17 protein-coding genes are annotated in these 20,847 nt (G+C 68.7%); 9 read left to right on the forward strand and 8 right to left on the reverse strand.

Annotated features, from left to right (window positions below; translation table 11 throughout):
• The first annotated feature begins 60 nt into the window (after positions 1 to 60).
• Together ACSQ3N_RS20675 and ACSQ3N_RS20680 are read left to right on the forward strand one after the other, a co-directional pair.
• Positions 61 to 717 carry a response regulator gene (locus ACSQ3N_RS20675; protein ID WP_056167888.1) on the forward strand — a complete coding sequence of 219 codons (657 nt, stop codon included), beginning with the start codon at positions 61 to 63 and terminating at the stop codon, positions 715 to 717.
• Positions 714 to 2,174 (forward strand): sensor histidine kinase, encoded by a 1,461-nt coding sequence (locus ACSQ3N_RS20680; protein WP_056167885.1) that lies wholly within the window; start codon positions 714 to 716, stop codon positions 2,172 to 2,174. Before ACSQ3N_RS20675 ends, ACSQ3N_RS20680 begins: the two co-directional genes overlap by 4 nt.
• 359 nt (positions 2,175 to 2,533) lie before the next feature.
• On the opposite strand, the gene ACSQ3N_RS20685 is transcribed toward ACSQ3N_RS20680, so the two are convergent.
• From ACSQ3N_RS20685 to ACSQ3N_RS20695, 3 genes are read right to left on the reverse strand one after another with little or no spacing between them, the layout of a single operon-like run.
• Complete coding sequence (locus ACSQ3N_RS20685) at positions 2,534 to 2,791, reverse strand: hypothetical protein (protein ID WP_056167881.1); 258 nt, start codon at positions 2,789 to 2,791, stop codon at positions 2,534 to 2,536.
• 6 nt (positions 2,792 to 2,797) lie between these two features.
• A complete protein-coding gene (gene feoB / locus ACSQ3N_RS20690; protein WP_056167879.1) occupies positions 2,798 to 4,708 on the reverse strand; it encodes a ferrous iron transporter B in 1,911 nt (636 codons plus the stop codon).
• Positions 4,705 to 5,025: a FeoA family protein gene (locus ACSQ3N_RS20695; RefSeq protein WP_056167875.1), complete on the reverse strand. Its 321-nt coding sequence runs from the start codon at positions 5,023 to 5,025 to the stop codon at positions 4,705 to 4,707. Before ACSQ3N_RS20695 ends, feoB begins: the two co-directional genes overlap by 4 nt.
• Before the next feature lie 261 nt (positions 5,026 to 5,286).
• Between ACSQ3N_RS20695 and ACSQ3N_RS20700 the strand changes: the two genes are divergently transcribed.
• The 4 genes from ACSQ3N_RS20700 to kynA all read left to right on the forward strand — a co-directional run bounded on the left by ACSQ3N_RS20700 (position 5,287) and on the right by kynA (position 9,034).
• A complete protein-coding gene (locus ACSQ3N_RS20700) occupies positions 5,287 to 5,733 on the forward strand; it encodes a hypothetical protein (protein WP_436147318.1) in 447 nt (148 codons plus the stop codon).
• Positions 5,734 to 5,939: 206 nt separating this feature from the next.
• A complete protein-coding gene (gene kynB / locus ACSQ3N_RS20705) occupies positions 5,940 to 6,599 on the forward strand; it encodes an arylformamidase (protein ID WP_436147319.1) in 660 nt (219 codons plus the stop codon).
• Positions 6,600 to 6,691: 92 nt separating this feature from the next.
• Entirely contained in the window at positions 6,692 to 8,002 is a 1,311-nt protein-coding gene (gene kynU, locus ACSQ3N_RS20710; protein WP_436147320.1) for a kynureninase, read from the forward strand.
• 144 nt (positions 8,003 to 8,146) lie between these two features.
• Positions 8,147 to 9,034 (forward strand): tryptophan 2,3-dioxygenase, encoded by an 888-nt coding sequence (gene kynA / locus ACSQ3N_RS20715; protein ID WP_056167867.1) that lies wholly within the window; start codon positions 8,147 to 8,149, stop codon positions 9,032 to 9,034.
• Between the two features lie 232 nt (positions 9,035 to 9,266).
• Here the strand turns inward: kynA and ACSQ3N_RS20720 are convergent, their stop codons facing one another.
• Positions 9,267 to 9,644, reverse strand: a complete 378-nt coding sequence (locus tag ACSQ3N_RS20720; RefSeq protein ID WP_056167864.1) for an MliC family protein — start codon at positions 9,642 to 9,644, stop codon at positions 9,267 to 9,269.
• 647 nt (positions 9,645 to 10,291) lie between these two features.
• Here ACSQ3N_RS20720 and ACSQ3N_RS20725 point away from each other — a divergent pair.
• On the forward strand, positions 10,292 to 11,554 hold the full coding sequence (locus tag ACSQ3N_RS20725) for an MFS transporter (protein ID WP_436147321.1): 1,263 nt from the start codon (positions 10,292 to 10,294) through the stop codon (positions 11,552 to 11,554).
• Here ACSQ3N_RS20725 and ACSQ3N_RS20730 read toward each other — a convergent pair.
• The gene (locus tag ACSQ3N_RS20730) at positions 11,514 to 11,999 is read right to left on the reverse strand and encodes a hypothetical protein (protein ID WP_436147322.1); all 486 of its coding nucleotides are present in this window, start codon (positions 11,997 to 11,999) and stop codon (positions 11,514 to 11,516) included. The genes ACSQ3N_RS20725 and ACSQ3N_RS20730 overlap by 41 nt on opposite strands.
• 139 nt (positions 12,000 to 12,138) lie before the next feature.
• Here ACSQ3N_RS20730 and ACSQ3N_RS20735 point away from each other — a divergent pair, with 139 nt between their 5' ends.
• Together ACSQ3N_RS20735 and ACSQ3N_RS20740 are read left to right on the forward strand one after the other, a co-directional pair.
• On the forward strand, positions 12,139 to 13,029 hold the full coding sequence (locus ACSQ3N_RS20735; protein ID WP_436147323.1) for an ornithine carbamoyltransferase: 891 nt from the start codon (positions 12,139 to 12,141) through the stop codon (positions 13,027 to 13,029).
• Positions 13,016 to 13,378, forward strand: coding sequence for a MerR family DNA-binding protein (locus tag ACSQ3N_RS20740; RefSeq protein WP_436147324.1), 363 nt, complete (start codon positions 13,016 to 13,018; stop codon positions 13,376 to 13,378). The genes ACSQ3N_RS20735 and ACSQ3N_RS20740 overlap by 14 nt, the downstream gene beginning before the upstream one ends.
• Before the next feature lie 104 nt (positions 13,379 to 13,482).
• Here ACSQ3N_RS20740 and ACSQ3N_RS20745 read toward each other — a convergent pair whose 3' ends face one another.
• The 3 genes from ACSQ3N_RS20745 to ACSQ3N_RS20755 form a co-directional block, all read right to left on the reverse strand.
• On the reverse strand, positions 13,483 to 14,694 hold the full coding sequence (locus ACSQ3N_RS20745; protein ID WP_056416873.1) for an FAD-dependent monooxygenase: 1,212 nt from the start codon (positions 14,692 to 14,694) through the stop codon (positions 13,483 to 13,485).
• Positions 14,695 to 14,859: 165 nt separating this feature from the next.
• Entirely contained in the window at positions 14,860 to 17,376 is a 2,517-nt protein-coding gene (locus ACSQ3N_RS20750; RefSeq protein WP_436147325.1) for a putative bifunctional diguanylate cyclase/phosphodiesterase, read from the reverse strand.
• Positions 17,373 to 20,750 carry an EAL domain-containing protein gene (locus ACSQ3N_RS20755; RefSeq protein ID WP_436147326.1) on the reverse strand — a complete coding sequence of 1,126 codons (3,378 nt, stop codon included), beginning with the start codon at positions 20,748 to 20,750 and terminating at the stop codon, positions 17,373 to 17,375. The genes ACSQ3N_RS20750 and ACSQ3N_RS20755 overlap by 4 nt, the downstream gene beginning before the upstream one ends.
• Positions 20,751 to 20,847 lie beyond the last annotated feature (97 nt).

Raw genomic sequence — 20,847 nt, forward strand, 5'->3', positions numbered from 1 at the left:
ACGGCGCGCCAACATGCTGTTGCCCCGTCCAACCGTGGTGCAAACCGCCACAATCCCCCCATGCACATCCTGCTCATCGAAGACGACCTGGACCTGGGCCGGGCCCTGCAGTCCGCGCTGAAGGTCGAGGGACTGACCAGCGAGTGGCTGCGCCGCGCGGTGGACGCGCCCGCCACAGTGGATGCCACCACCGTGGACTGCGTGCTGCTGGACCTGACGCTGCCCGACGGCAGCGGGTTCGACCTGCTGGCGCGCTGGCGGGCGCAGGGGGAGCAGGTGCCCGTCATCGTGATCACCGCGCGCTCGGCGGTGGAGGACCGGCTGGCGGGACTGGACGGCGGCGCGGACGACTTTGTGATCAAGCCCTTTGCCACGGCCGAGCTGATGTCGCGCATCCGCGCGGTGCTGCGCCGCAGCGCGCGGCAGGCCAGCGAGCGCTGGGTGCTGGGCGAGCTGGTGATCGAGCCCCGGCGCCACCAGGTGCGGCGTGGCAGCGAGGCGCTGGACTTGTCGCCGCGCGAGTTTCAGCTGCTGCTGGAGCTTGCGCGCGAGCCTGGCGCCGTGGTGCCCAAGGGCGTGATCGCGCAGCGGCTGGACCCGCTGGGCGAGCCGGTGGACTTTGGCGCCATCGAAGTGCATGTGTCCAACCTGCGCCGCAAGATCGGGCCAGAGCTGATCCGCACGGTGCGTGGCGTGGGCTACCTGCTTCAAGCATGAGCGCACGCACGACATTGCACGCCAGATGGCAGCGGCTGGCCGAGCCCACCCTGGTGCGCCGCAGCGTGGTATCGGTGCTGCTGGCGTTTGTGCTGGTCTGGGGGGTGTTGCTGTGCTACATCTTCATGACCTACAAACACACCATCACCAACGACCCGGGCCTGCAAAAGTACGGAGACGCCCTGCTGGTGTCTCTGCAGGACGTGACCGACCCCGCACACGCTGCAGCGGCCATCGACTCCACCGAAACGTGGACCTACATACGACGCCGCCAGATTGGCATTTTTCCTGGCAAGACACTGCACGCACTCAGTGATGCAGACGGCAATCCGGTGTTTGCCTCGCATGAGTTGAAGACCCTGAATCTACCCCCCAGGCACCCGGAGGCGGTGGGCGTGATTACCGAAGCCATCGCAGAGGGCACCGTGTACCGCATCTACACAGGCCACAACGCCCGGTGGGCCTTGCAGGTGTTCGAGCCCAAGCGCACGGATGCAGCCTTTCTGGCTTACAACGGCCGCTTCATCCTGCCCTACCTGCTGCTGGCCATGCCCTTCGTGCTGGTGCCCGTGTGGCTGTCGGTGCGCAACGGCCTCAAGCCGCTGCAGCAGTTGGCCAGCCGCATTGCCCGGCGCAACAACGACGACCTGCAGCCTGTGGGCTTCGACGCCCGCCACCGCGAGCTCAAACCGCTGGAGCAGTCCCTGGACACCCTGCTGGCCCGCATGCGCCAGAAAGTCGAACGCGAACGCGCCTTCGTGCAGGACGCCGCCCACGAGATCCGCACGCCCCTGGCCGTCATCACCGCCCAAGCCCACGTCATGGCACGTTCGCAAAGCGAAGCCGAGCGCACGCAGGCCCAGGCGCACCTCGAGCAGGCCATCGCCCGCACCTCGCACCTGGCGCAGCAGCTGCTGGACCTGGCCGCGCTCGATGAAGCGCAGCGCCCAGCCCCGCGCGACCTGGACGTGGCGCAGTGGCTGCGCGCCGCGCTGGCGCAGGCCGCGCCGCGGGCCATGGCCCGGCAGATCGAACTGTCGCTGGACGCGCCCGACAGCCTGACTGCGCGGCTGGACCTGCCCGCGCTGGAATCGGTGGTGCACAACCTGCTGGACAACGCGGTGCGCTACTCGCTCGCAGGCGGCACGGTGGCTGTCGGCCTGCGGGTGGACGACGGTGGCACAACGCTGCAATTGGCGGTGCAGGACGACGGGCCGGGCATTCCAACCGCTGAGCAGGGCAAGGTATTCGAACGCTTCTACCGCGGCCCGGGCCATGCGGCCGGTAGCGGTAGCCACAACGATGGGGACCATGCCACCAACGGCTCCGGCCTGGGCCTGGCCATCGTGCGCCAGGCCGCGCTGCGCATGGGCGGGCAAGTGCGGCTGGGCCAGGGGCTGGGTGGGCGGGGCGTGGGATTCTTCGTGGAGATACCGCTGGCGGCGCGCCGGGGCTGATGCGGCGCTGATCCGAGCGGGCCATGGCCGTCGTGACAACCGCTGGCCATCGGCCTGATGAGCTTCAGCCTCAGCGAACTCGCGGCCTGATGAGCTTCAGCCTCAGCGAACTCGCGGCCTGATGAACTGCAGCCTCAGCGACCTCACCATCCGTTCGGGCTGAGCCTGTCGAAGCCAGGGCATGCCCCAAGCGTACAAGGCTTCGACGGGCTCAGCCCGAACGGATTGGGGGTACGTGACGCATGTGGCCATCCAAGCCATCCAAGCCATCCAAGCCATCCAAGCCTATTAGATGCTCCAGCGCCCTCTACCGCTTGATGGACAAGCGCAAGCAGCTACAAATAATATAGCAACCTATATCAATGCCGCGAGCGTGGCATGGCCACTGTTTTCTCGGCAGCCTCGCCCGGCAACGATGCTGCAGGACCGCAGCCACCGCCACCGCTACTGCAGCTGCTGCACCCCCCACCGCCGTCCCCGCTGCCGCAGCCCGGTGCCTGCACCAGCGCCGGATGCACCCGGCCCAGACGTTGCCGCCAACCCTGCGGCATGTAGCGCCACGCCACGTAGAGCATGGCAACGGCCACGATCACGCCGACGATGATGTCCTGGGCCATGGTTGTCTACCCTCCACCCATCGCCAGTGCGATGCGGTACGTCACGAAGCTGGCCAGGTAGGCCAGCGCAAACAGGTACGCCGTCATGATCAACGGGTACCGCCAGCTGTTGGTCTCGCGCTTGACGGTGGCGATGGTCGACAGGCACTGCGGCGCGAAGATGAACCACACCAGCAGCGACAGCGCCGTGGCCAGTGACCATTGGGCGGCGATCAGCGGGCCCAGCTGCGCGGCAGTCTCCTCGCCCGTGGCAGACAGCGCGTATACGGTGCCCAAGGCCCCCACGGCCACCTCGCGCGCGGCCATGCCGGGCACCAGGGCGATGGAGATCTGCCAGTTGAAGCCGATGGGCGCGAACACCACCGCCAGCAGGCTGCCGATCTTGCCCGCCAGGCTGTATTCGATGGCGGGCCCGGTGGCGCCCACCGGTGGCGCCGGGAACGACGACAAGAACCACAGCAGCACGGTGAGCGCCAGGATGATGCCGCCCACGCGGCGCAGGAAGATCTTGGCGCGCTCCCACAGGCCGATGGCCAGGCTGCGCACGCTGGGCCAGCGGTAGGTGGGCAGCTCCATCAGCAGCGGCGCGGCACCGGTGTTGGTGCGCGCCAGCCGGGCCACGGCGGCCACCGCCATGGCGCTGACGATGCCGGCCACGTACAGCGCGAACAGCACCAAGCCCTGCAGGTTGAACACACCGGCCACCGTGCGCTCCGGGATGAAGGCCGCGATGAGCAGCGCATACACCGGCAAACGTGCCGAGCACGTCATGAGCGGCGCGATCATGATCGTCACCAGCCGGTCGCGCCAGCTCGGAATGGAGCGCGTGGCCATGATGCCCGGGATGGCGCACGCAAAGCTCGACAGCAGCGGGATGAACGAGCGGCCCGACAGGCCCACCACGCCCATCACCCGGTCCAGCAAAAACGCCGCGCGCGGCAGGTAGCCCGAGTCTTCCAGCACCAGGATGAAGAAAAACAGGATCAGGATCTGCGGCAGGAACACCACCACCCCGCCCGCGCCGGCGATGATGCCGTCGGTGAGCAGGCTGCGCAGCGTGCCCTCGCCCATGTTCGCGTTGACCCACGCGCCCGCGGCCTCGGTGGCGGCCTTGATCCAGTCCATGGGCGCAGCGGCCCAGCTGAACACCGCCTGGAACATCAGGAACAGCGTCACGGCCAGAAGCACCATGCCCCACACCGGGTGCAGCACCACCGCGTCGATGCGGTCGTCGCGGTGCAGGCTGACCTGCGGTGCGCGCACCGCCATGTCGATGATGCGGCGCACCTGCTGGTGCAGCTGCATCACCTGCTGCTGCGCGCTGCCTTCGGGCATCGCCACCGGCACCTGCGCGGCAGCCAGCGCCGCAGGCTGCACCGTGTCCAGCCATTGCACCAGTTCTTGCGCACCGCCGCCCCGCACGCCCACGGTGGCCAGCACCGGCATGCCCAGCTCGCGCGCCAGCGCCTCGCGGTCGATCACGATGCCCTGGCGCTCTGCCACGTCGCTCATGTTCAGCACCAGCACCATGGGCAGACCCAGGGAGCGGGCCTCCAGCACCAGGCGCAGGTTCAGCCGCAGGTGGGTGGCATCGGTCACGCAGACCAGCACCTCGGGCGCGGGCTCGCCCGCCCTCCGGCCGGTGACGATGTCGCGCGTGACAGCCTCGTCCATGCTCTGCGCATGCAGGCTGTAGGCACCCGGCAAGTCCAGCACGCGCACGCGCCGGCCGCTGGCTGTCTGCAGCGAGCCTTCCTTGCGCTCGACCGTCACGCCCGCATAGTTGGCCACCTTCTGGCGGGCACCCGTCAGCAGGTTGAAGAGCGCGGTCTTGCCGCAGTTGGGATTGCCCAGCAGGGCGATGCGCAGCGAGGCAGTTGCCGACGGCGCGGTGGTGGAGGTGCCTTGCGCGCTCATGGCTGTACCTCGACGCCGACTTGCACCTGCACCATCGACGCCTCGCTGCGGCGCAAGGCAAACGTGGCCTGGCCAACGCGCACAGCAATCGGGTCCACCCCGAACCCACCGCGTGCGACCACACGCACCGCCTCGCCAGGGAGAAAGCCGATCTCCATCAGACGCAATACCGTGCCCTCTTCCTGCTCGCCGCTGGCGCTGCGAAGGCCCGTCACCAGCGCCGGGGTGTGCAGGGCCAGCCCGTCAAGGCAGGTGGATGGCGCAGGGCCAGTGAAGAACTGCTGCGGCACAGCGGCGCCATCGTGCGAGGTAGTCATCGGAGTCTGATTTTTTGAATGTTATTGATTCTCATTTTAATGACACCAAGGTTGGGAGTTTGGTTCCGTCGAAGAGGGTTGATGCAGCGCAACAAGCCTGCAGGGACTGCCTCGCTAGAAGAGGCTCTGCCATTGCTGCGGCAAACGCACTACGGCTTCAGGTCTGCGGGCTGGAACGGCGCCACATCGGCAGTGCCCATTGCTAGCGCCTTGTTTGTGTTACACCTGAAAATCGCTGGTCACTAAGCATTGCGAAGACGAATGAACGATTACTTCTGGCTCCTTTGTGCGGCGTGGTGTGGTCTCACGGGCGCGGTCTATATACGGTATAGGCTTGGAAAAAGTGTGGCCGCTGGAGAATTTTCCGCAGAGGAGGTCGCATCCTTCACGCGGGCATACGCGCTTTGGATCTCCTGCCCCTGTGTTCTTCTTTGGGTCCTGCAAAGGTCGGAGGGCGACAGCGCAGCGCCGATGTTTCTGACGTGGCCGCAACCGCAGAGATCGCTGGCCCTATCCGTCCAGATTTTTCTGTGGAGCGCACTGCTCTGGTGGGTATTCCTCAAGGATGGCGCCTCGACCCTCTCGAGATACCTGCGCGCGACGCAGCGGAACCTGGGCATCTTCAATGGCCCTGCCGCGATCCGCATAGCTGCCGCTGCTGCAGTGGCAAGCGGGCTGTTCGCAGCCTTTTTCGGTGGTCGTCCCTGACAGACGCACCCACGCGGACGACGCGCTACGCGGGCCTCGGCGCGGGCATGTGGCCATGCAGGGTCGACTCTGGGGCGAAGGTGAACGGCAAGCAGGGTTGATCTTCTGACGCACTTTTTGATAGATCGTTTAGGCTTCAACAAAATATGAAGGGTGTTGGAAATAACCGACACCACGGGTTTTCCGGGACATGCAAACTTTGTCCCATGCCAACCAGCCCCTCTTCCTCCGCCGCCCGCAGGCTCTGGGACATTTCGCCGCCCGTGCATGCGGGCAGCCCCGTGTTCCCGGGCGACACGGCGTACAGCCAGCAGTGGTGCGCCACCATCGGGCCCGGTTGCCCGGTGAACGTGAGCGCCATCACGCTGTCGCCCCACGTGGGCGCGCATGCCGATGCGCCGCTGCACTATGACGAGCACGGTGCCAGCATCGGCGATGTGTCGCTCGACGCCTTTCTGGGCCCCTGCCGCGTGATCCACGCTATCGCGCGCGGGCCGCTCATCACCTGGGACCACATCGCCCACGCGGTGGGCGCCACGCTGCCGCAGCGCGTGCTGGTGCGCACCTACCAGCACATGCCCCAGGACCGTTGGGACGGCGCACTGGCGGCCTATGCCCCCGACACCATCGAGCGCCTGGCGGACCTCGGCGTGCTGCTGGTGGGCATCGACACCGCCAGCATCGACCCGGCCGATAGCAAGACTTTGGACAGCCACCAGGTCATCCGCCGCCGCGGTCTGCGCGTGCTGGAGAACCTGGTGCTCGACGATGTGCCCGAGGGCGACTACGAGCTGATCGCCCTGCCGCTCAAGCTCACCACCGCCGACGCCTCACCCGTGCGCGCCGTGCTGCGTGCGTTGGCCTGATCACTCATTTTTATAAAGCTTTTGGGCCGCTACCGCTTGCTGATAAAGCGCCAGCAGCTATCAAAACAGAAGCAAACAACCACCTATCTGCCATGACCATCACCGCACAAGACTGCCGCGCGCTCGACGCACAAGACCCCATCGCCCCGCTGCGCGAGCACTTTGCGCTGCCCCGGGGCGTGATCTACCTGGACGGCAACTCGCTGGGCGTGGCACCCAAGGCCGCAGCAGCCCGCGTGGCCGATGTGGTGACGCGCGAGTGGGCCACGGACCTCATCCAATCCTGGAACACCGCGAGCTGGTTCGACCTGCCCCAGCGCCTGGGCAACCAGCTGGCCCCGCTGATCGGTGCGGGCCCGGACGAAGTGGTCTGCACCGACAGCACTTCGATCAACCTCTACAAGGTGCTGAGCGCGGCGCTGAACATCGCCCGCGAGGACAACCCCGCGCGCAAGCGCATCGTCAGCGAGCGCAGCAACTTCCCCACCGACCTGTACATCGCCGAAGGCCTGTGCAAGGAGCGCGGGCTGGAGCAGGTGCTGGTGGAGCCCGAAGACATCGCCGCCGCGCTGAACCCCGACGTGGCGGTGCTGATGCTCACCCATGTGAACTACCGCACCGGCGCCATGCACGACATGGCCGCCATCACGGCCGCCGCGCATGCCCAGGGCATCCTGTGCGTGTGGGACCTGGCGCACAGCGCGGGTGCGGTGCCCGTCGATCTGAACGGCGCGGGTGCAGATTTTTCCGTCGGCTGTGGCTACAAGTACCTCAACGGCGGCCCCGGCGCGCCGGCGTTTGTGTGGGTACACCCGCGCCACGCCAGCCGTTTCTGGCAGCCGCTGTCGGGCTGGTGGGGCCACGCGGCGCCGTTCCAGTTCACGCCCGACTACCAGCCTGCACCCGGCATCACGCGCTACCTGTGCGGCACGCAGCCCATCATCAGCCTGTCGGCCCTGCAGTGCGGGCTGGACGTGTTCACCGTCGCGCAGGCACTAGGCGGCATGGCCGCGCTGCGCACCAAGTCGCTCGCGCTCACCGACCTGTTCATCCGCCTGGTAGAGGAGCGCTGCGCAGGCCACGGCCTGGGCCTGGCCACGCCGCGCGACCACGCACAGCGCGGCTCGCAGGTCTGCCTGACGCGCGACGAAGGCGCGGGCGTCAACGGCCAGGGTAGCGGCGCCTACGCCATCGTGCAGGCGCTGATCGCCCGCGGCGTGATCGGCGACTTCCGCAAAGGGGACGGCGGCACGGGCCCGCACAAGGACATCCTGCGCTTTGGCTTCACGCCGCTGTACCTGGGGTTTGAAGACGTGTGGAATGCGGTGGAGCACCTGCGCCAGGTGCTGGAGAGTGGCGATTGGCAGAAGCCCGAGTTCAACCAGACGCACGCGGTGACCTGAGGCCTGTCGGCATCCCAAAACACCTCAACCGTTCACACCGGGCTTGTCGATGTGCCGCGCAAGGCTTCGACAAGCTCAGCCCGAACGGTCTTGAATGATCGACCGCGAATACGCACGACGCCACGCGAACGCAGGAGACCCACCATGTGCCCTTTTTCCCAGACCACCGTCCCCGCCAGCGACGCACCGGCCGCCGCCCTGCCCGAGTCCATCGTGCACGAGGAACGCGCCCAGCTCGACTTCAGCCAGTCGATGAGCTATGGCGACTACCTGCAGCTCGACGCCATCCTCACCGCGCAAAAGCCGCTGTCGCCCGCACACGACGAGATGCTGTTCATCGTGCAGCACCAGACCAGCGAGCTGTGGATGAAGCTCATGCTGCACGAGCTGCGCGCGGCCATTGCGCACATCGCCAACGACGAGCTGCAGATGGCGTTCAAGATGCTGGCGCGCGTCTCCAAGATCATGGAGCAGCTGGTGCACGCCTGGGACGTGCTGGCCACCATGACGCCGCCCGAGTACACCGCCATGCGCCCGTACCTGGGCCAGTCCAGTGGATTCCAGAGCTATCAGTACCGCAGCATCGAGTTCGCCCTGGGCAACAAGAACCGCGCCATGCTCAAGCCGCACGAGCACCGCGCCGACCTGCTGGCCCAGGTGCAGGCCGCGTACGAGGCGCCGTCGCTGTACGACGAAGCCCTGCGCCTGCTGGCGCGCCGCGGCATCCCCGTGCCCGCCAGCCACCTGGAGCGCGACTGGACGCAACCGTACGCAGAAAGCGACGGCGTGGAGCAGGCCTGGCTGGTGGTGTACCGCAATCCCAAGGAGCACTGGGACCTGTACCAGCTGGGCGAGGAGCTCACCGACCTGGAAGACGCATTCCGCCTGTGGCGCTTTCGGCACGTGACCACCGTGGAGCGCGTGATCGGCTTCAAGCGCGGCACGGGCGGCACCGGCGGCGTGAGCTACCTGCGCAAGATGCTGGACGTGGTGCTGTTCCCGGAGATATGGAAGCTGCGCACGGACCTGTGACGCGGCCCACGCGAACAAGGAGGCTGCTCACTGCACGGTGAACAGGCCTTCCAATCGCCGCTACTGCGCTACTGCTGTCTGCACGGTCAGAGCCCGCACACACTGCGGATGAGAGCGCCGCACGGCACTCTCCAGGTGCTCAGGCTCAGGCAGGGATGACCGCAGGGCGCGGGGCCCGGGACGGCCTCCGCAGCCATTTCACCGCCGCACAGGCGATGAAAGAAAGGCGCAATCAGCGCACGCTGCCTTGCGTGCCGCCCGCCACCATCATGGGGCGGTTGCTGCGGCACCAGATCGGTGCCAGGTGACCGATCTGGATGGTCAGCTCGTTGCCCTTGCCCAGCACGGTGGTCGGGCCGTTGCTGTAGGCGTAGCCGGTTTCAGCCGCCTGCTTGGGCAGGTCCACGGTCCAGCCGCTGCGCAGCAGCACGCCCATGTCCTGATCGGGGAAGAACTGCATTTCCACCTTCTCGCCGTTGCCGCATGCAAACTGCATGCTGCCACGGTCCGTGGGCTCGGAGAAAGCCTGCAGCGCAGGCGGTTGGCTGGCGCAACCCGTCAGCATGAGAGTCACCAGCGCACCCGAACCCAGCACAACCATCTTCTTCATCGGTCACTCCTGACGTCGCGGTGCACCTTGGCGGCACACCCGACAACAACCATCCAACATCCACACCTTGGGGCCTGCGGACTCGCGGCCCCGGCTACCACCCAAGCACAAACCTTGCCACTCCTGCCTGCCGGTCCCCCCCTGCGGGCGGTACCACGCCGGATGGGTCCTCCCGGCCTGCTGGCACGAGGCCGAAGCCACCGGATTCCAGATCCTTCGGAGCCCCCCAGAGGCATGTCCACAAGAGTGCCCCAGGGCTTTCGGCCCGTCATTGGGGTGATCCCCACATCGAGAGGCTCCTCTAAAGTCTGCCCCCGGCCTGTGGCGTGCCTGTGACGGCACCAAAAGCCCCCGGGCATGGCTCCATTGAGATCACCAGCCATCTCAATGGCTTTTGAACTGGTGGATTGCATGCAACTGTTGAAAAGAAAGCAGCCCCGCAGCGGTGCAGGTAGCACCCCATGCAGGGGATCAGGACATACCCTAGGCGGGGCAGGTCGAGCGCTGCCACAGCCACCTGCCACACCGGGCCGCACACCAGCTGCGCACAGGCGGCGACAGCGGGCATGCCGATCAGCAGGTACGCTCGCCGGATCCAGCGGGCCGGACATGACTTCCGAGCGCCGCCTCTTTCTGGAGACCACCCCTTGCCTGCGCCCCCATCCCCCTCAGCGTCGCCCCCGCCCCCTGCCTTGCTGCCCGCCCGCGCCGCCTGGGCCATGCTGCTGGCGCTGGTGTCCGGCTTTGCGCTGAGCCAGGCGTTTCGCACCATCACGGCCATCATGGCCACCGGACTGCGTGCGGAGTTCGGCCTGTCGGCCCAGGCGCTGGGGGTGTTTGCCGGTGCCTTTGCGTTCGCCTTCGGCACCATGCAGCTGTTCATGGGCGTGGGGATCGATCTGTATGGCGTGCGGCGCACGCTGCTGGTGGCGTTTCCGCTGGCTATCGCCGGGTCGCTGCTGTCGGCGCTCGCGCCCGGCTACGGCGTGGTGCTGCTGGGCCAGGTGCTGATCGGCGTGGGCTGCGCGCCGGCCTTCCTGGTCTGCACGGTGTTCATTGCGCGCTACTTCGCGGCCAGCCGGTTTGCGATGGTGTCGGGCGTGGCCATGGGCGTGGGCGGGCTGGGGATGCTGTTCACGGGCACGCCGCTGGCGTGGCTGGTGCAGCAGTCGTCCTGGCGCATGGGGTTTGCCGTGCTGGCGGTGTTGGCGACGCTGGCCTGGCTGCTCATCTTCTGGAAGGTGCACGAGCCTGCAGCGGCGGGCCACGGCACCCAGCCGCGTGAATCGGTGGGCGCCGCCGTGCGCGGTTTTGGCGCGCTGTTCCTGCTGCCGCACACGGCCGGCATCATGCTGCTGGCGCTGATGACGTACGCGTCGTTCCTGACCTTGCGCGGGCTGTGGCTCGGGCCGCTGTTGATCGAGCGGCACGGCTACTCGCTGGTGGCCAGCGGCAACGTGGCCATGCTGTCGTCGCTGGTGTCGCTGTTCACCCCCGCGCTGTTCGGGCGGCTCGATCCGGGGCCGGGGCGGCGGCGCCGCTGGATCACGGGCTTTACGGTGCTGCTGGCCGCGCTGTTCACCGCCGTGGGCCTGCTGCATGCGGAATGGCTGGACGTGGCAGGCTCCATCGCGGTGGGGCTGCTGTCGGGCTACATGGTGCTGCAGTACGCCGACGTGCGCTCGGCCTACCCCGCGGCGATGACCGGGCGCGCCATGGCGGTCTTCACCATGGCGCTGTTCCTGGGCGTGGCACTGATGCAGTGGGCCACGGGCCTGGCAGCATCGCTGGCCGCCGCGCGGGGCGCCGACCCTTACGTGGCGGTGATGCTCACCATCGCCAGCATGCTGGCAGCCGGGGTGCTGGCCTTCAGGCTGCTGCCTGCGCCTTGTCACGGCCCTGCGCGCTGATGCCAGCGGCCCGCGGCGGGCACTGGGCGGGGCCCGTGCCCTGCACCCGCCACCACTGCAACACCCCGAACAGCAGCTCGAACGCGGTGAAGCCCAGCACGATGGCATTGGCCCCGTGCGCCACGGCATAGATCTGCCACGCAGAGAACAGCATGCGCGCCAGTCCATCGAGCCGCCCCAGCAGCCGCGACGGCGCTGCGATGCGGGCGATGGACCACACCACCACCACCGACCCGAGCAGGTTGGCAAACAGCATGTGCGTGGTGTCGAGCGGGTGCAGCGTGCCTGGCAGGGCCAGCGCCTGGGCCAGCGCGGTGAGCTGCGCGTACAGCCACGCAAAGGTCCAGGGCAGTGCGAACGGCCAGGTGACGAGCAGGTCGTACCAGCCGCTGGCGCGCACGATGCGCAGGTAGCGCGATTCGGAAAATGCAGGAATGGTGGCCATGGCAACGCGGTCATCGAAGTGAAGGAAGCGCCGAGCTTCAGGCCTGAAGTACGCTTCAGGGTCAAGCACTTTCTGCGACGCGTGCTGCTCTTTCTTTGTTTCTCTTCCACACGCCTTCATCCCGGCAGCGGGCACTCCCATGAACCTTCTCCAACTGACCGACCTGCAACCTGACGACATCCGCCGCATCTGGGCGCTGGCGGGCGAGGCGCCGGGGCCCGCACTGAACCCCGCGCCGGGCGGCACCGTGGCGTGGTCGTTCGAGGGCAACGGCATCCGCACGCGCACGACCTTCATCGAGGCATTCCGGCAGCTGGGCCTGGCGTTCACCGAGCTGCCCCAGCTGCTCAAGACCGCAGAGCGGCCCGAGGACCTGGCTGGGTACCTGGACCCGTTCTATGCGCTGTACGTAGTGCGCGAGTCCGACCACCCGCGGCTGTCGGCGTTTGCGGCGGCGTCGCGCCGGCCGGTGATCAACGCGATGTCAGCCCAGGGCCACCCGTGCGAGGTGCTCACCGATGCGTACTACGTGGACACCCGGATCAAGCCGCTGCAGGACGCGCGCGTGTGCCTGTGGGGGCCCAGCACCAACGTGTTCCGCTCATGGCACGAACTGGCGCAGGTGCTGGGGTTCGCGCTGGTGCAGGTGTGCGACCGGCGCTTTCACGAGGTGCTGCCGCAGGTTGAATTCGTGGAACCGTCCGCGCTGCCGCAGGCGGTGGACGTGGTGATCACCGACAGCTGGCCGGCCAGTGCCGAAGCCGACGCCACCACGCAAACCGACCTGACGCCGCTGTCCGAGGACCACCTGGCCGCGATGGGCTCCCCCGCCCTGCTGCCCACGCCACCCTTCACCCTGGGCCGCGAGCTGACGGTGGACCCTGCGGCCTACCCCGGCTTTGTGGGCTACGCGCAAAAGGAGCTGCTGCTGCCCGTGCAGATCGCCGTCGTGCGCTGGGCACTGGCGGCCGCCGCCGAGGCCGATGCCAAACGGGTGGCCCACCAGGGCGACGGCCATGCTGATCGGTGAGCTGGCCACCGCGTCGGGCCTGAGCCGCGAGGCGCTGCGCTTTTACGAGCAGCAGGGCCTTATCCGCGCGCGGCGCCTGGCCAACGGCTACCGCGACTACCCGCCCGAGGCGGTGATGCTGGTGCAGTACATCCGCACCGCGCAGCAGTTGGGCTTCACCCTGGCGGAGATCGGCGACCGCCTGCCGGCCATCTGGGACGCGCCAGACCCAGCACCCGCCCTGGCCGAGGTGCTGGCCAGCAAGCTCGGAGAGATCGACGCACGCATCGCTGCACTGCAGAGCCTGCGCCAGACCCTGGCCGAGCGCGTGGCCACCGACTGCCCGCTGCGCGCCGCCGAGCCGCGCTGAAGGCGCACCCAGCCCGCCACACCCGGACCCACACCGCTGATTTCGGCTAAAAACAGCCGCTACCGCGCTATGGAAAAGCGCCACCAGCTATCAAATAAATAGCATCACAGAGAACTGGCGATCGACCCGTCGCCCCGGTACAGCCAGGGCACATCGAGCACCCGCTCGCCCAGCAGGCGCAGCGACAGATCGCGCCCCCAGCGCACCGGCCCCGTGGCGTGGAAGATGCGGCCATTGCGGGTGGACCGCGCCTGCACGCGTGCGTTGCGCTGCCAGCGGTTGAGGGCGTAGCGGGTCAGCCGCAGGGGCACCTCCAGGTCGTGCATGGCCAGGGCGCGCTGCAGCTCCGCCGCGTCTTCGATGGCCATGCCCGCACCCTGGGCCAGGTAAGGGCGCATGGGGTGGGCTGCGTCGCCCAGCAGGCCCACCAGGCCGCGCGCCATCTCGCCCGCGCTGCGCACCGGCGGGCGGTCGCACAGCGGCCACAGGCGCCAGCCGGCGGCCCCTGGCGCGGCCACGCTGCGCACCACGTCCTGCAGCGCGGTGCAGGTGCCCTTCAGGGCGTGCTCCAGGCCCGCGGCGTTGGCGGCGTGGTCCCAGTTCTCCAGGTCGTGCGGCACCGGCCCCTGCACGATGACGACGATGTTCTGCAGCTCGCCCCGGCGCACGGGGTACTGCACCGCGTGCAGGCGCGGGCCCAGCCAGGCGGTGACCTGGGCGGTGCGCAGCGCCTGGGGCAGCGCGTGCTGCGGCACCAGGGCGCGGTAGGCCAGGTGGCCGGTCACGCGCGGTGGCACGGGGCCCAGCAGTTGCGTGCGGGTGCGGCTCCACAGGCCGTCGGCGCCGATGAGCGCATCGCCCTCCACCTCCTTGCCGCGGCTGGTGCGCACGGTGACGGCGGTTCCGTCGTCGGCAAAGCTGTCGATGGCGTGGGCCAGGTGCAGCTGGGTGTCGGTGTATTTTTCGACGGCGGCCAGCAGCAGGCCGTGCAGGTCGGCGCGGTGGATGGTGGCGTAGGCCGCGCCGTAGCGCTGCACCGCCGTCGGGCCCAGCGGCAGCTCGGCCAGGCCGCGGCCGCTGACGGCGCTGCGCACCTGCAGGCGGCTGGGAAACGCCGCCACGGCCTGCAGCGGCTGCTGCAGCCCCCAGGCCTGCAGGCGGCGCACCACGTTGGGCCCGATCTGCACGCCAGCGCCGACCTCGCTGAACGCGGCCGCGCGTTCGTACAGCCGCACCTCCCAGCCCGCGCGCGATGCGGCCAGCGCAGCCGCCAGCCCGCCGATGCCGCCGCCGGCCACCAGGACCTGCTTTTTCATCGCCCCCCCACCGAAGGCTCCAGCGCAGCCCCGGCACGGGACTGCGACCACACAGGACGGAAAGCGCGCATGCAATGTGTCATGCGCCGATTGTGCCGCGCGCCCGGGCGCCGATCTTTGTCATGGCGCAGGGCCCGCGCAGGCCCACGTGAGCGCACCGGGTGGCTACAGCGCCGGCCGCAGCGCCCGCTCCAGCACCTCGGCCGGCATGGGGCGTCCGAACAGAAAGCCCTGGAACGCCTGGCAGCCGTGGCGCTGCAGAAATTCCAGCTGGCCCGTGGTCTCCACGCCTTCGGCCACCACCGTGAGGTCCATGCTGTGCGCCAGGGCCAGGATGGTGCGCACGATGGCCGCGTCGTTGGGGTCGGTCTGCAGGTCGCGCACAAAGCCCTGGTCGATCTTGATCTGATCGAGCGGCAGGCGCTTGAGGTAGGACAGCGACGAATATCCCGTGCCGAAGTCGTCCAGCGAGAAGCCCACGCCGTAGCGGCGCAGGTACTCCATGCGCGAGATCACGTCCTCCACGTCGGTCAGCAGCAGGCTCTCGGTGAGCTCGAGCTTCAGGCGCTCAGGGTTGGCGCCGCTCTTGTGCAGGATGCCCAGCATCTGCTCGACGAAGTCGGGCTGGCGGAACTGCCGCACGCTCACGTTCACCGACAGGAAGAACTGCCGCGTGAGCGAGTGCCGCGACCAGGCCACGAGCTGCGCGCAGGCGGCTTCGAGCACCCACTGCCCGATGGGCAGGATGAGCCCCGTCTGCTCGGCCAGCGGGATGAACTCGGCCGGCGACACGAGCCCGCGGCGCGGGTGCTTCCAGCGCACCAGCGCCTCGGCGCCCATCAGCCGGCCCTTGCCATCCACCACGGGCTGGTAGTACAGCACCAGCTCGCGCTCCTGCAGGCCGCGGCGCAGGTCGGCCTCCAGGGCGGAGCGGTTGCTCACGGCGGCCTGCATGTCGGGGTCGAAGAAGCGCTGGGTGTTGCGCCCCGCGGCCTTGGCCTGGTACATGGCCAGGTCGGCGTGCTTGAGCAGCTCGTCCACGCTGCCGGTCTGCTGGCCGAACAGCGCGATGCCGATGCTGGGCGTGCTGTGGTGGCTGGTCTCGCCCAGCGCGTAGGGCGTGCCCAGCGTGGCGGCGATGTGGCTGGCCACCAGCGCGGCCTCGGCGCTGGCGTGGGGGCCGTCGGCGCTCAGGCCCTCCAGCAGCACCACGAATTCATCGCCGCCAAAACGCGAGACCGTGTCGGCATCGCGCACGCAGGTGGTCAGGCGCTGGGCCACCTGCAGCAGCAGCTGGTCGCCGGTGTCGTGGCCCAGGGTGTCGTTCAGGTCCTTGAAGTTGTCGAGGTCGATGAACAGCAGCGCGCCCTGCGCACCCGAGCGGCCCACGGCCGCCATGGCGCGTTGCAGGCGGTCCACCAGCATGCGGCGGTTGGGCAGGCCGGTGAGCACGTCGTAGAAGGCCAGGCGCTCGATCTGGCTCGCCACCGCCTTGCGCTCGGTGATGTCGCGGCCCACGCCGCGGTAGCCGCGCAGCGTGCCCTGCGCATCGATCACGGGCACGCCGCTGACCGAGATCCAGTGCATCGTGCCGTCGGGCCGGTGGCGGTGCAGTTCCAGGTCGCGAAACGGCTGGCGCGCCTGCAGCACCGCGCGGTGCGCGGCCCAGTCGGCATCGGTCATGTTGAGCGCACCCAGCTCCCAGCGGGTGTGGCCCAGCACGTCTGCCAGCGGCAGGCCGTTGACGCTCAGGTCGCCCGCCAGCTGCACGAAGCGGCCTTCGGCGTCGTGCTCCCAGTACCAGTCCGAAGAGAGGTCGCTGAGCGAGCGAAAGCGCATCTCGCTCTCGCGCAGCTCGTTCTCCACCCGCACGTAGTCGCTCACGTCGGTGAAGGTGCGCACCAGGCTGCCGTCGGGCAAGGTGGTGGTGCGCACCTCCAGCGTGTGGCCTTCGCGCGTGCTGCGCCAGTACAGCTCGGGCGCGGGGGCCACGGCGCCGCGGGCCACGTATTCATGGCCGCGCCGGTCCACCAGGCTGTAGCCTTCGCCGAAGTCTCCGCGCTCGGCCTGCACGCGGGTCAGCTCGGCCATGGTAGGGCGCGCCGCCATCAGCGATTCGGGCAGGTTCAGCAGCTCCAGCACACGCTGGTTGTAGACCGTGATGCGCCCGTCGGGCCCGGTCTTGAAGATGCCCTGGCTCATGCTGCCCAGCGTGGCCTGCAGGGCCGAGCGCTGCTCCTGCAGCAGCGCGAGCGCGTCCTGCCAGATGCGTGCGTCGACCATGCGCACGGGCTGCTGGCCCTGCACGCTGGCGGTCTTCATGAGCGCGGCCAGCCGGTGCAGCAGCTCGCCCAGGTGGGCCGTGCCGTCGGCATCGCGCAGCACATAGTCCCCCAGGCCACAGCGAAAGGCGCGCGCGGCCAGGGCCTCCTGCTGGACGTCGATGCACATCAGCACGGGCCGGCCCGCACACAGTTCGAGCACATCGGGCAGCTCCTGCACCGAAGGCTTGAGGCACAGCACCACCGCGTCCCACGCCTGCGATGCGAGCGGGGCCATGGCGGCCTCCGGCCCAGGGCTGTTGACCACGCGCCAGTCGGGGTGGTTGACGGCGATGAGCCGCCGTGCGAGCGCCGCGTGCTGCGTGTCGCTGTCCACCCACAGGACGCCCGTCCCGCTCATGCGACAGGGCCTTTAGACAGGGAGGCGGCAGTGGACGGCGGCTGCGGATGCTGTGGCGCGGGGGGCGTCGCCTGCGTGGCCGCACCCGTGCCCAGGTTGTGCTCACGCGCAAACACATCCACCGGCACCGGCCGCCCAAACAAGTACCCCTGGAACCCCTCGCACCCATGCAGCCGCAAGAACCCCAGCTGCCCCGTCGTCTCCACCCCCTCTGCCACCACCTCCAGGTCCAGGCTCTTGGCCAGCGCCAGAATCGTCCGCACGATCGCCGCGTCGTTCGGGTCCGACAGCACGTCCCGCACAAAGCTCTGGTCGATCTTCACCTGGTCCAGTGGCAGCCGCTTGAGGTAGGACAGGGATGAATAGCCGGTGCCGAAGTCATCCAGCGCGAAGCCCACGCCTTCGCTCTTGAGCTGCACCATGCGGGCGATGGTGTCTTCGATGTCCCCCAGCAGCAAGCTTTCGGTGAGCTCGAGCTTGAGCCTTCGGGGGTCCGCCCCGTGCTCCCTCAGGGTCTGCAGCACTTCGGCCACGAAGCCGGGTTGGCGGAACTGGCGGGCGCTCACGTTCACCGAAATGGACAAATGCGCCGTCTCGATGTGCTGGCCCCAGCGCTGCAGCTGCGCGCAGGCGGTCTGCAGCACGTACTGGCCCAGTGGCAGGATGAGCCCGGTCTGCTCGGCCAGCGGGATGAAGTCGCCCGGGCTGATCATGCCGCGCTGGGGGTGGCGCCAGCGCACCAGGGCTTCGGCGCCCAGCAGGGTGGCCTGGTGGTCCACCACGGGCTGGTAGTGCACCAGCAACTCGCCCCGCGCCAGGCCCTGGCGCAAGTCGGCTTCCAGGTTGGAGCGGGCGTTGACCGCCGCCTGCATGTCGGGGTCGAAAAAGCGCTGGGTGTTGCGCCCGGCGGCCTTGGCCTGGTACATGGCCAGGTCGGCGCGCTTCAAGAGCTCGTCCACCGACAGGCGTTCGTCGCCAAAGAGGGTGATGCCGATGCTGGGGGTGCTGTAGTGCTGGGCGCCGTCGAGTTCGAAGGGCTGGTTCAGGTGGGCCAGCAGTTTCTCGGCCACGGTCTCGGCCTGGGTGGCGGCTTCGGCCAGGTCCGGGGACAGGGCTTCGAGCATGACGACGAATTCGTCGCCGCCGAAGCGGGCCACGGTGTCGGCCTCGCGCACGCTGCCCACCAGGCGGGCGGCCACCTGGGACAGGAGCTGGTCGCCCATGTCGTGGCCCAGGGTGTCGTTGAGGTCCTTGAAATTGTCGAGGTCGATGAACAGCAGGGCGCCGAGGTTCTTGGTGCGCTGGCAGGCGGCGATGGAGCGCTGCAGGCGGTCGAGCAGCAGGCGGCGGTTGGGCAGGCCGGTGAGTGCGTCGTAGAAGGCCAGGCGCTCGATCTCTTGTTCTGCGCGCTTGCGATCGGTGATGTCGCGGCACACGCCCAGCACGCCGGTCACGCGGCCGTGCAGGTCGCGGATGGGGGTCTTGATGGTCTCGAACTGGCCCTGGTAGCCGTCCTCGGCAAAGGTGAGCGTCTCTTCGTACACCAGTGGCTGCCAGGCCTGCATGGCGCGCAGGTCGTACTTGCGAAACCGCTCGGCCACCGCGGCAGGCACCAGGTCGAAATCGTTGCGCCCCACCACCTGCCGCTCGGGCAGGCCGGCAAACCGCTCGAACACCGGGTTGACCGACAGGTACACGCCTTGCGCATCCTTGAGGAACACCATGTCCGGCATGGCGTTGACCACGCGCGCCAGGTGCGCCTTTTGCAGGGCCAGTTCGGTCTCGATGCGCTTGAGCTCGGTCAGGTCGTACGCGAACACCACCACGGCCGACACGCCCTGGTCGGTGACCGCCTCGGGCGCGATGGTGGTGTGGCGGTACTGCGGTCCGTCGGGGGCGTCCACGCGGTTCTCGAACACCGCCGTCTCGCCGCCAAAGGCCTTGTCGAAATACGGCTGCATGCGCGCCATCAGTTCGGGGGGCAGCACGTCCTTGAGCACCCGCCCTTGCAACTGCGCGGGTTCGGTGCGCAGCCAGCGCGCCTGCTGCTCGTTTACGTACAGCACGCGCAGGTCCTTGTCCAGCCTCGCCACGCCGCCCGGCACCTGGCGCAGCATGTTGGCCATCAAGGCCTCGTGCGCATGCGCGGCTTCTTCGGCCAGGTGGTGGGCGGTGATGTCGGTCTGCACGCCGTCCCACATCACGCGGCCATCGTCGAGCGGGCGGGGCGATGCGCTCAGGTGCATCCAGCGCAGCTGGCCGTCGGCGCGGCGGATGCGGAACACCACATCGAGCGTGGACATGGTGAGAAACGACGCACGTTCCAACTGCCGCAGGCGCTTGAGGTCTTCCGGGAGGATCTGGCGGTACACCCGCAGAGGGTCGCGCAGCGCGTCCTGCGCGCTCACGCCGTGCAGGCGCTCCAGCGCCTCGCCCACATGGACGAAGTGCGTGCGGCCATCGAGCTCGCGCACCACCTGGTAGAGCACGCTGTGCGGCAGGTTGCGCCCCAGCAGGGACAGGCGGCCCTCGCTCTCGCGCAGGCGGCGCTCGGCCTCCTGCACGCGTGCGAACGGCAGGCGAATGCCGGCATTGAAAACGGCTTGGTACAGCAGTGCATAGGCCACCACGCGCAGGCCGTGGGCCAGTGGCCCGCCCACCGGCGAGTGGCCGCCCAGCGTGGCCACCGTGACTTCGCCGCACAGGAATGCCAGCGCGGCCCAGGCCAGCACGCGCTCGCGCCGTTGTGCGTGGCGCTGCGCCCCGCGGTAGCACCACACAGCCGCCACCGCCAGCGCCATGACAAGCGCCCAGGCCAGGTAGCGCCGCAGCCCGCCCCCCGCGGCCGATGCGAACCAGCCGGGCAGCGGGCCGAGCGACGAGACCACCAGCAGCAGTGCCACTGCACCCGCGCCGGCCAGCCACGCCCTGGCCGGGCCCGGAGCGGCCACCTGCAGCCCCATGAGCAGCAAGGTGACGGTTTCGGCCAGCCGCGCCCAGCTGCTGAGCCACAGCGAGATGTCGGAGGTGGCCGAGGGCATGTGCACCGGCGTGGAATGCGCGAGCACGCCGTGCAAAAAGTTGCAGGCCGCCGCCACGACAAAGCCGGCGGCCAGCACATTGGCGCGGGCCTGCTCGGGTGCATCCAGCGTGTGCAGCGACACGGTGACCACCAGCAGGCCCAGCAGCACAGCCATCAGCTCGAAAAAAGGCTCGAGCCCGTGCTGCGCGCCCGCCCCTTCGCCCAGCACCCGCGCCAGGGGCACCACGGTCAGCGCCAGCACAGCCACGACGAGCACCACCGTGGCGGCGGGCGCGTCGATCAGCTGCGGCAGGCGCGGCCTGGAGGAGCGTGTGAGGGGTGGTGGGGCCATGGGCGAGCGAGAGACAGGCGTATTTCTACAGAGTTCTACATCGCGTCACAAGTGTATCCATGAGTAAACCCAACGGCAGGATGCCCGGCCGGCTTTA

It is taken from the genome of Acidovorax sp. LjRoot194, assembly GCF_964253015.1.
Lineage (GTDB): Bacteria > Pseudomonadota > Gammaproteobacteria > Burkholderiales > Burkholderiaceae_C > Acidovorax.

Excerpts from the sequence above, each read along its gene's own strand:
- ACSQ3N_RS20675 (WP_056167888.1), top strand. The coding sequence starts at position 61 with ATGCACATCCTGCTCATCGAAGACGACCTGGACCTGGGCCGGGCCCTG.
- ACSQ3N_RS20680 (WP_056167885.1), top strand. The coding sequence starts at position 714 with ATGAGCGCACGCACGACATTGCACGCCAGATGGCAGCGGCTGGCCGAG.
- ACSQ3N_RS20685 (WP_056167881.1), bottom strand. The coding sequence starts at position 2,791 with ATGGCCCAGGACATCATCGTCGGCGTGATCGTGGCCGTTGCCATGCTC.
- feoB (WP_056167879.1), bottom strand. The coding sequence starts at position 4,708 with ATGAGCGCGCAAGGCACCTCCACCACCGCGCCGTCGGCAACTGCCTCG.
- ACSQ3N_RS20695 (WP_056167875.1), bottom strand. The coding sequence starts at position 5,025 with ATGACTACCTCGCACGATGGCGCCGCTGTGCCGCAGCAGTTCTTCACT.
- ACSQ3N_RS20700 (WP_436147318.1), top strand. The coding sequence starts at position 5,287 with ATGAACGATTACTTCTGGCTCCTTTGTGCGGCGTGGTGTGGTCTCACG.
- kynB (WP_436147319.1), top strand. The coding sequence starts at position 5,940 with ATGCCAACCAGCCCCTCTTCCTCCGCCGCCCGCAGGCTCTGGGACATT.
- kynU (WP_436147320.1), top strand. The coding sequence starts at position 6,692 with ATGACCATCACCGCACAAGACTGCCGCGCGCTCGACGCACAAGACCCC.
- kynA (WP_056167867.1), top strand. The coding sequence starts at position 8,147 with ATGTGCCCTTTTTCCCAGACCACCGTCCCCGCCAGCGACGCACCGGCC.
- ACSQ3N_RS20720 (WP_056167864.1), bottom strand. The coding sequence starts at position 9,644 with ATGAAGAAGATGGTTGTGCTGGGTTCGGGTGCGCTGGTGACTCTCATG.
- ACSQ3N_RS20730 (WP_436147322.1), bottom strand. The coding sequence starts at position 11,999 with ATGGCCACCATTCCTGCATTTTCCGAATCGCGCTACCTGCGCATCGTG.
- ACSQ3N_RS20735 (WP_436147323.1), top strand. The coding sequence starts at position 12,139 with ATGAACCTTCTCCAACTGACCGACCTGCAACCTGACGACATCCGCCGC.
- ACSQ3N_RS20740 (WP_436147324.1), top strand. The coding sequence starts at position 13,016 with ATGCTGATCGGTGAGCTGGCCACCGCGTCGGGCCTGAGCCGCGAGGCG.
- ACSQ3N_RS20745 (WP_056416873.1), bottom strand. The coding sequence starts at position 14,694 with ATGAAAAAGCAGGTCCTGGTGGCCGGCGGCGGCATCGGCGGGCTGGCG.
- ACSQ3N_RS20750 (WP_436147325.1), bottom strand. The coding sequence starts at position 17,376 with ATGAGCGGGACGGGCGTCCTGTGGGTGGACAGCGACACGCAGCACGCG.
- ACSQ3N_RS20755 (WP_436147326.1), bottom strand. The coding sequence starts at position 20,750 with ATGGCCCCACCACCCCTCACACGCTCCTCCAGGCCGCGCCTGCCGCAG.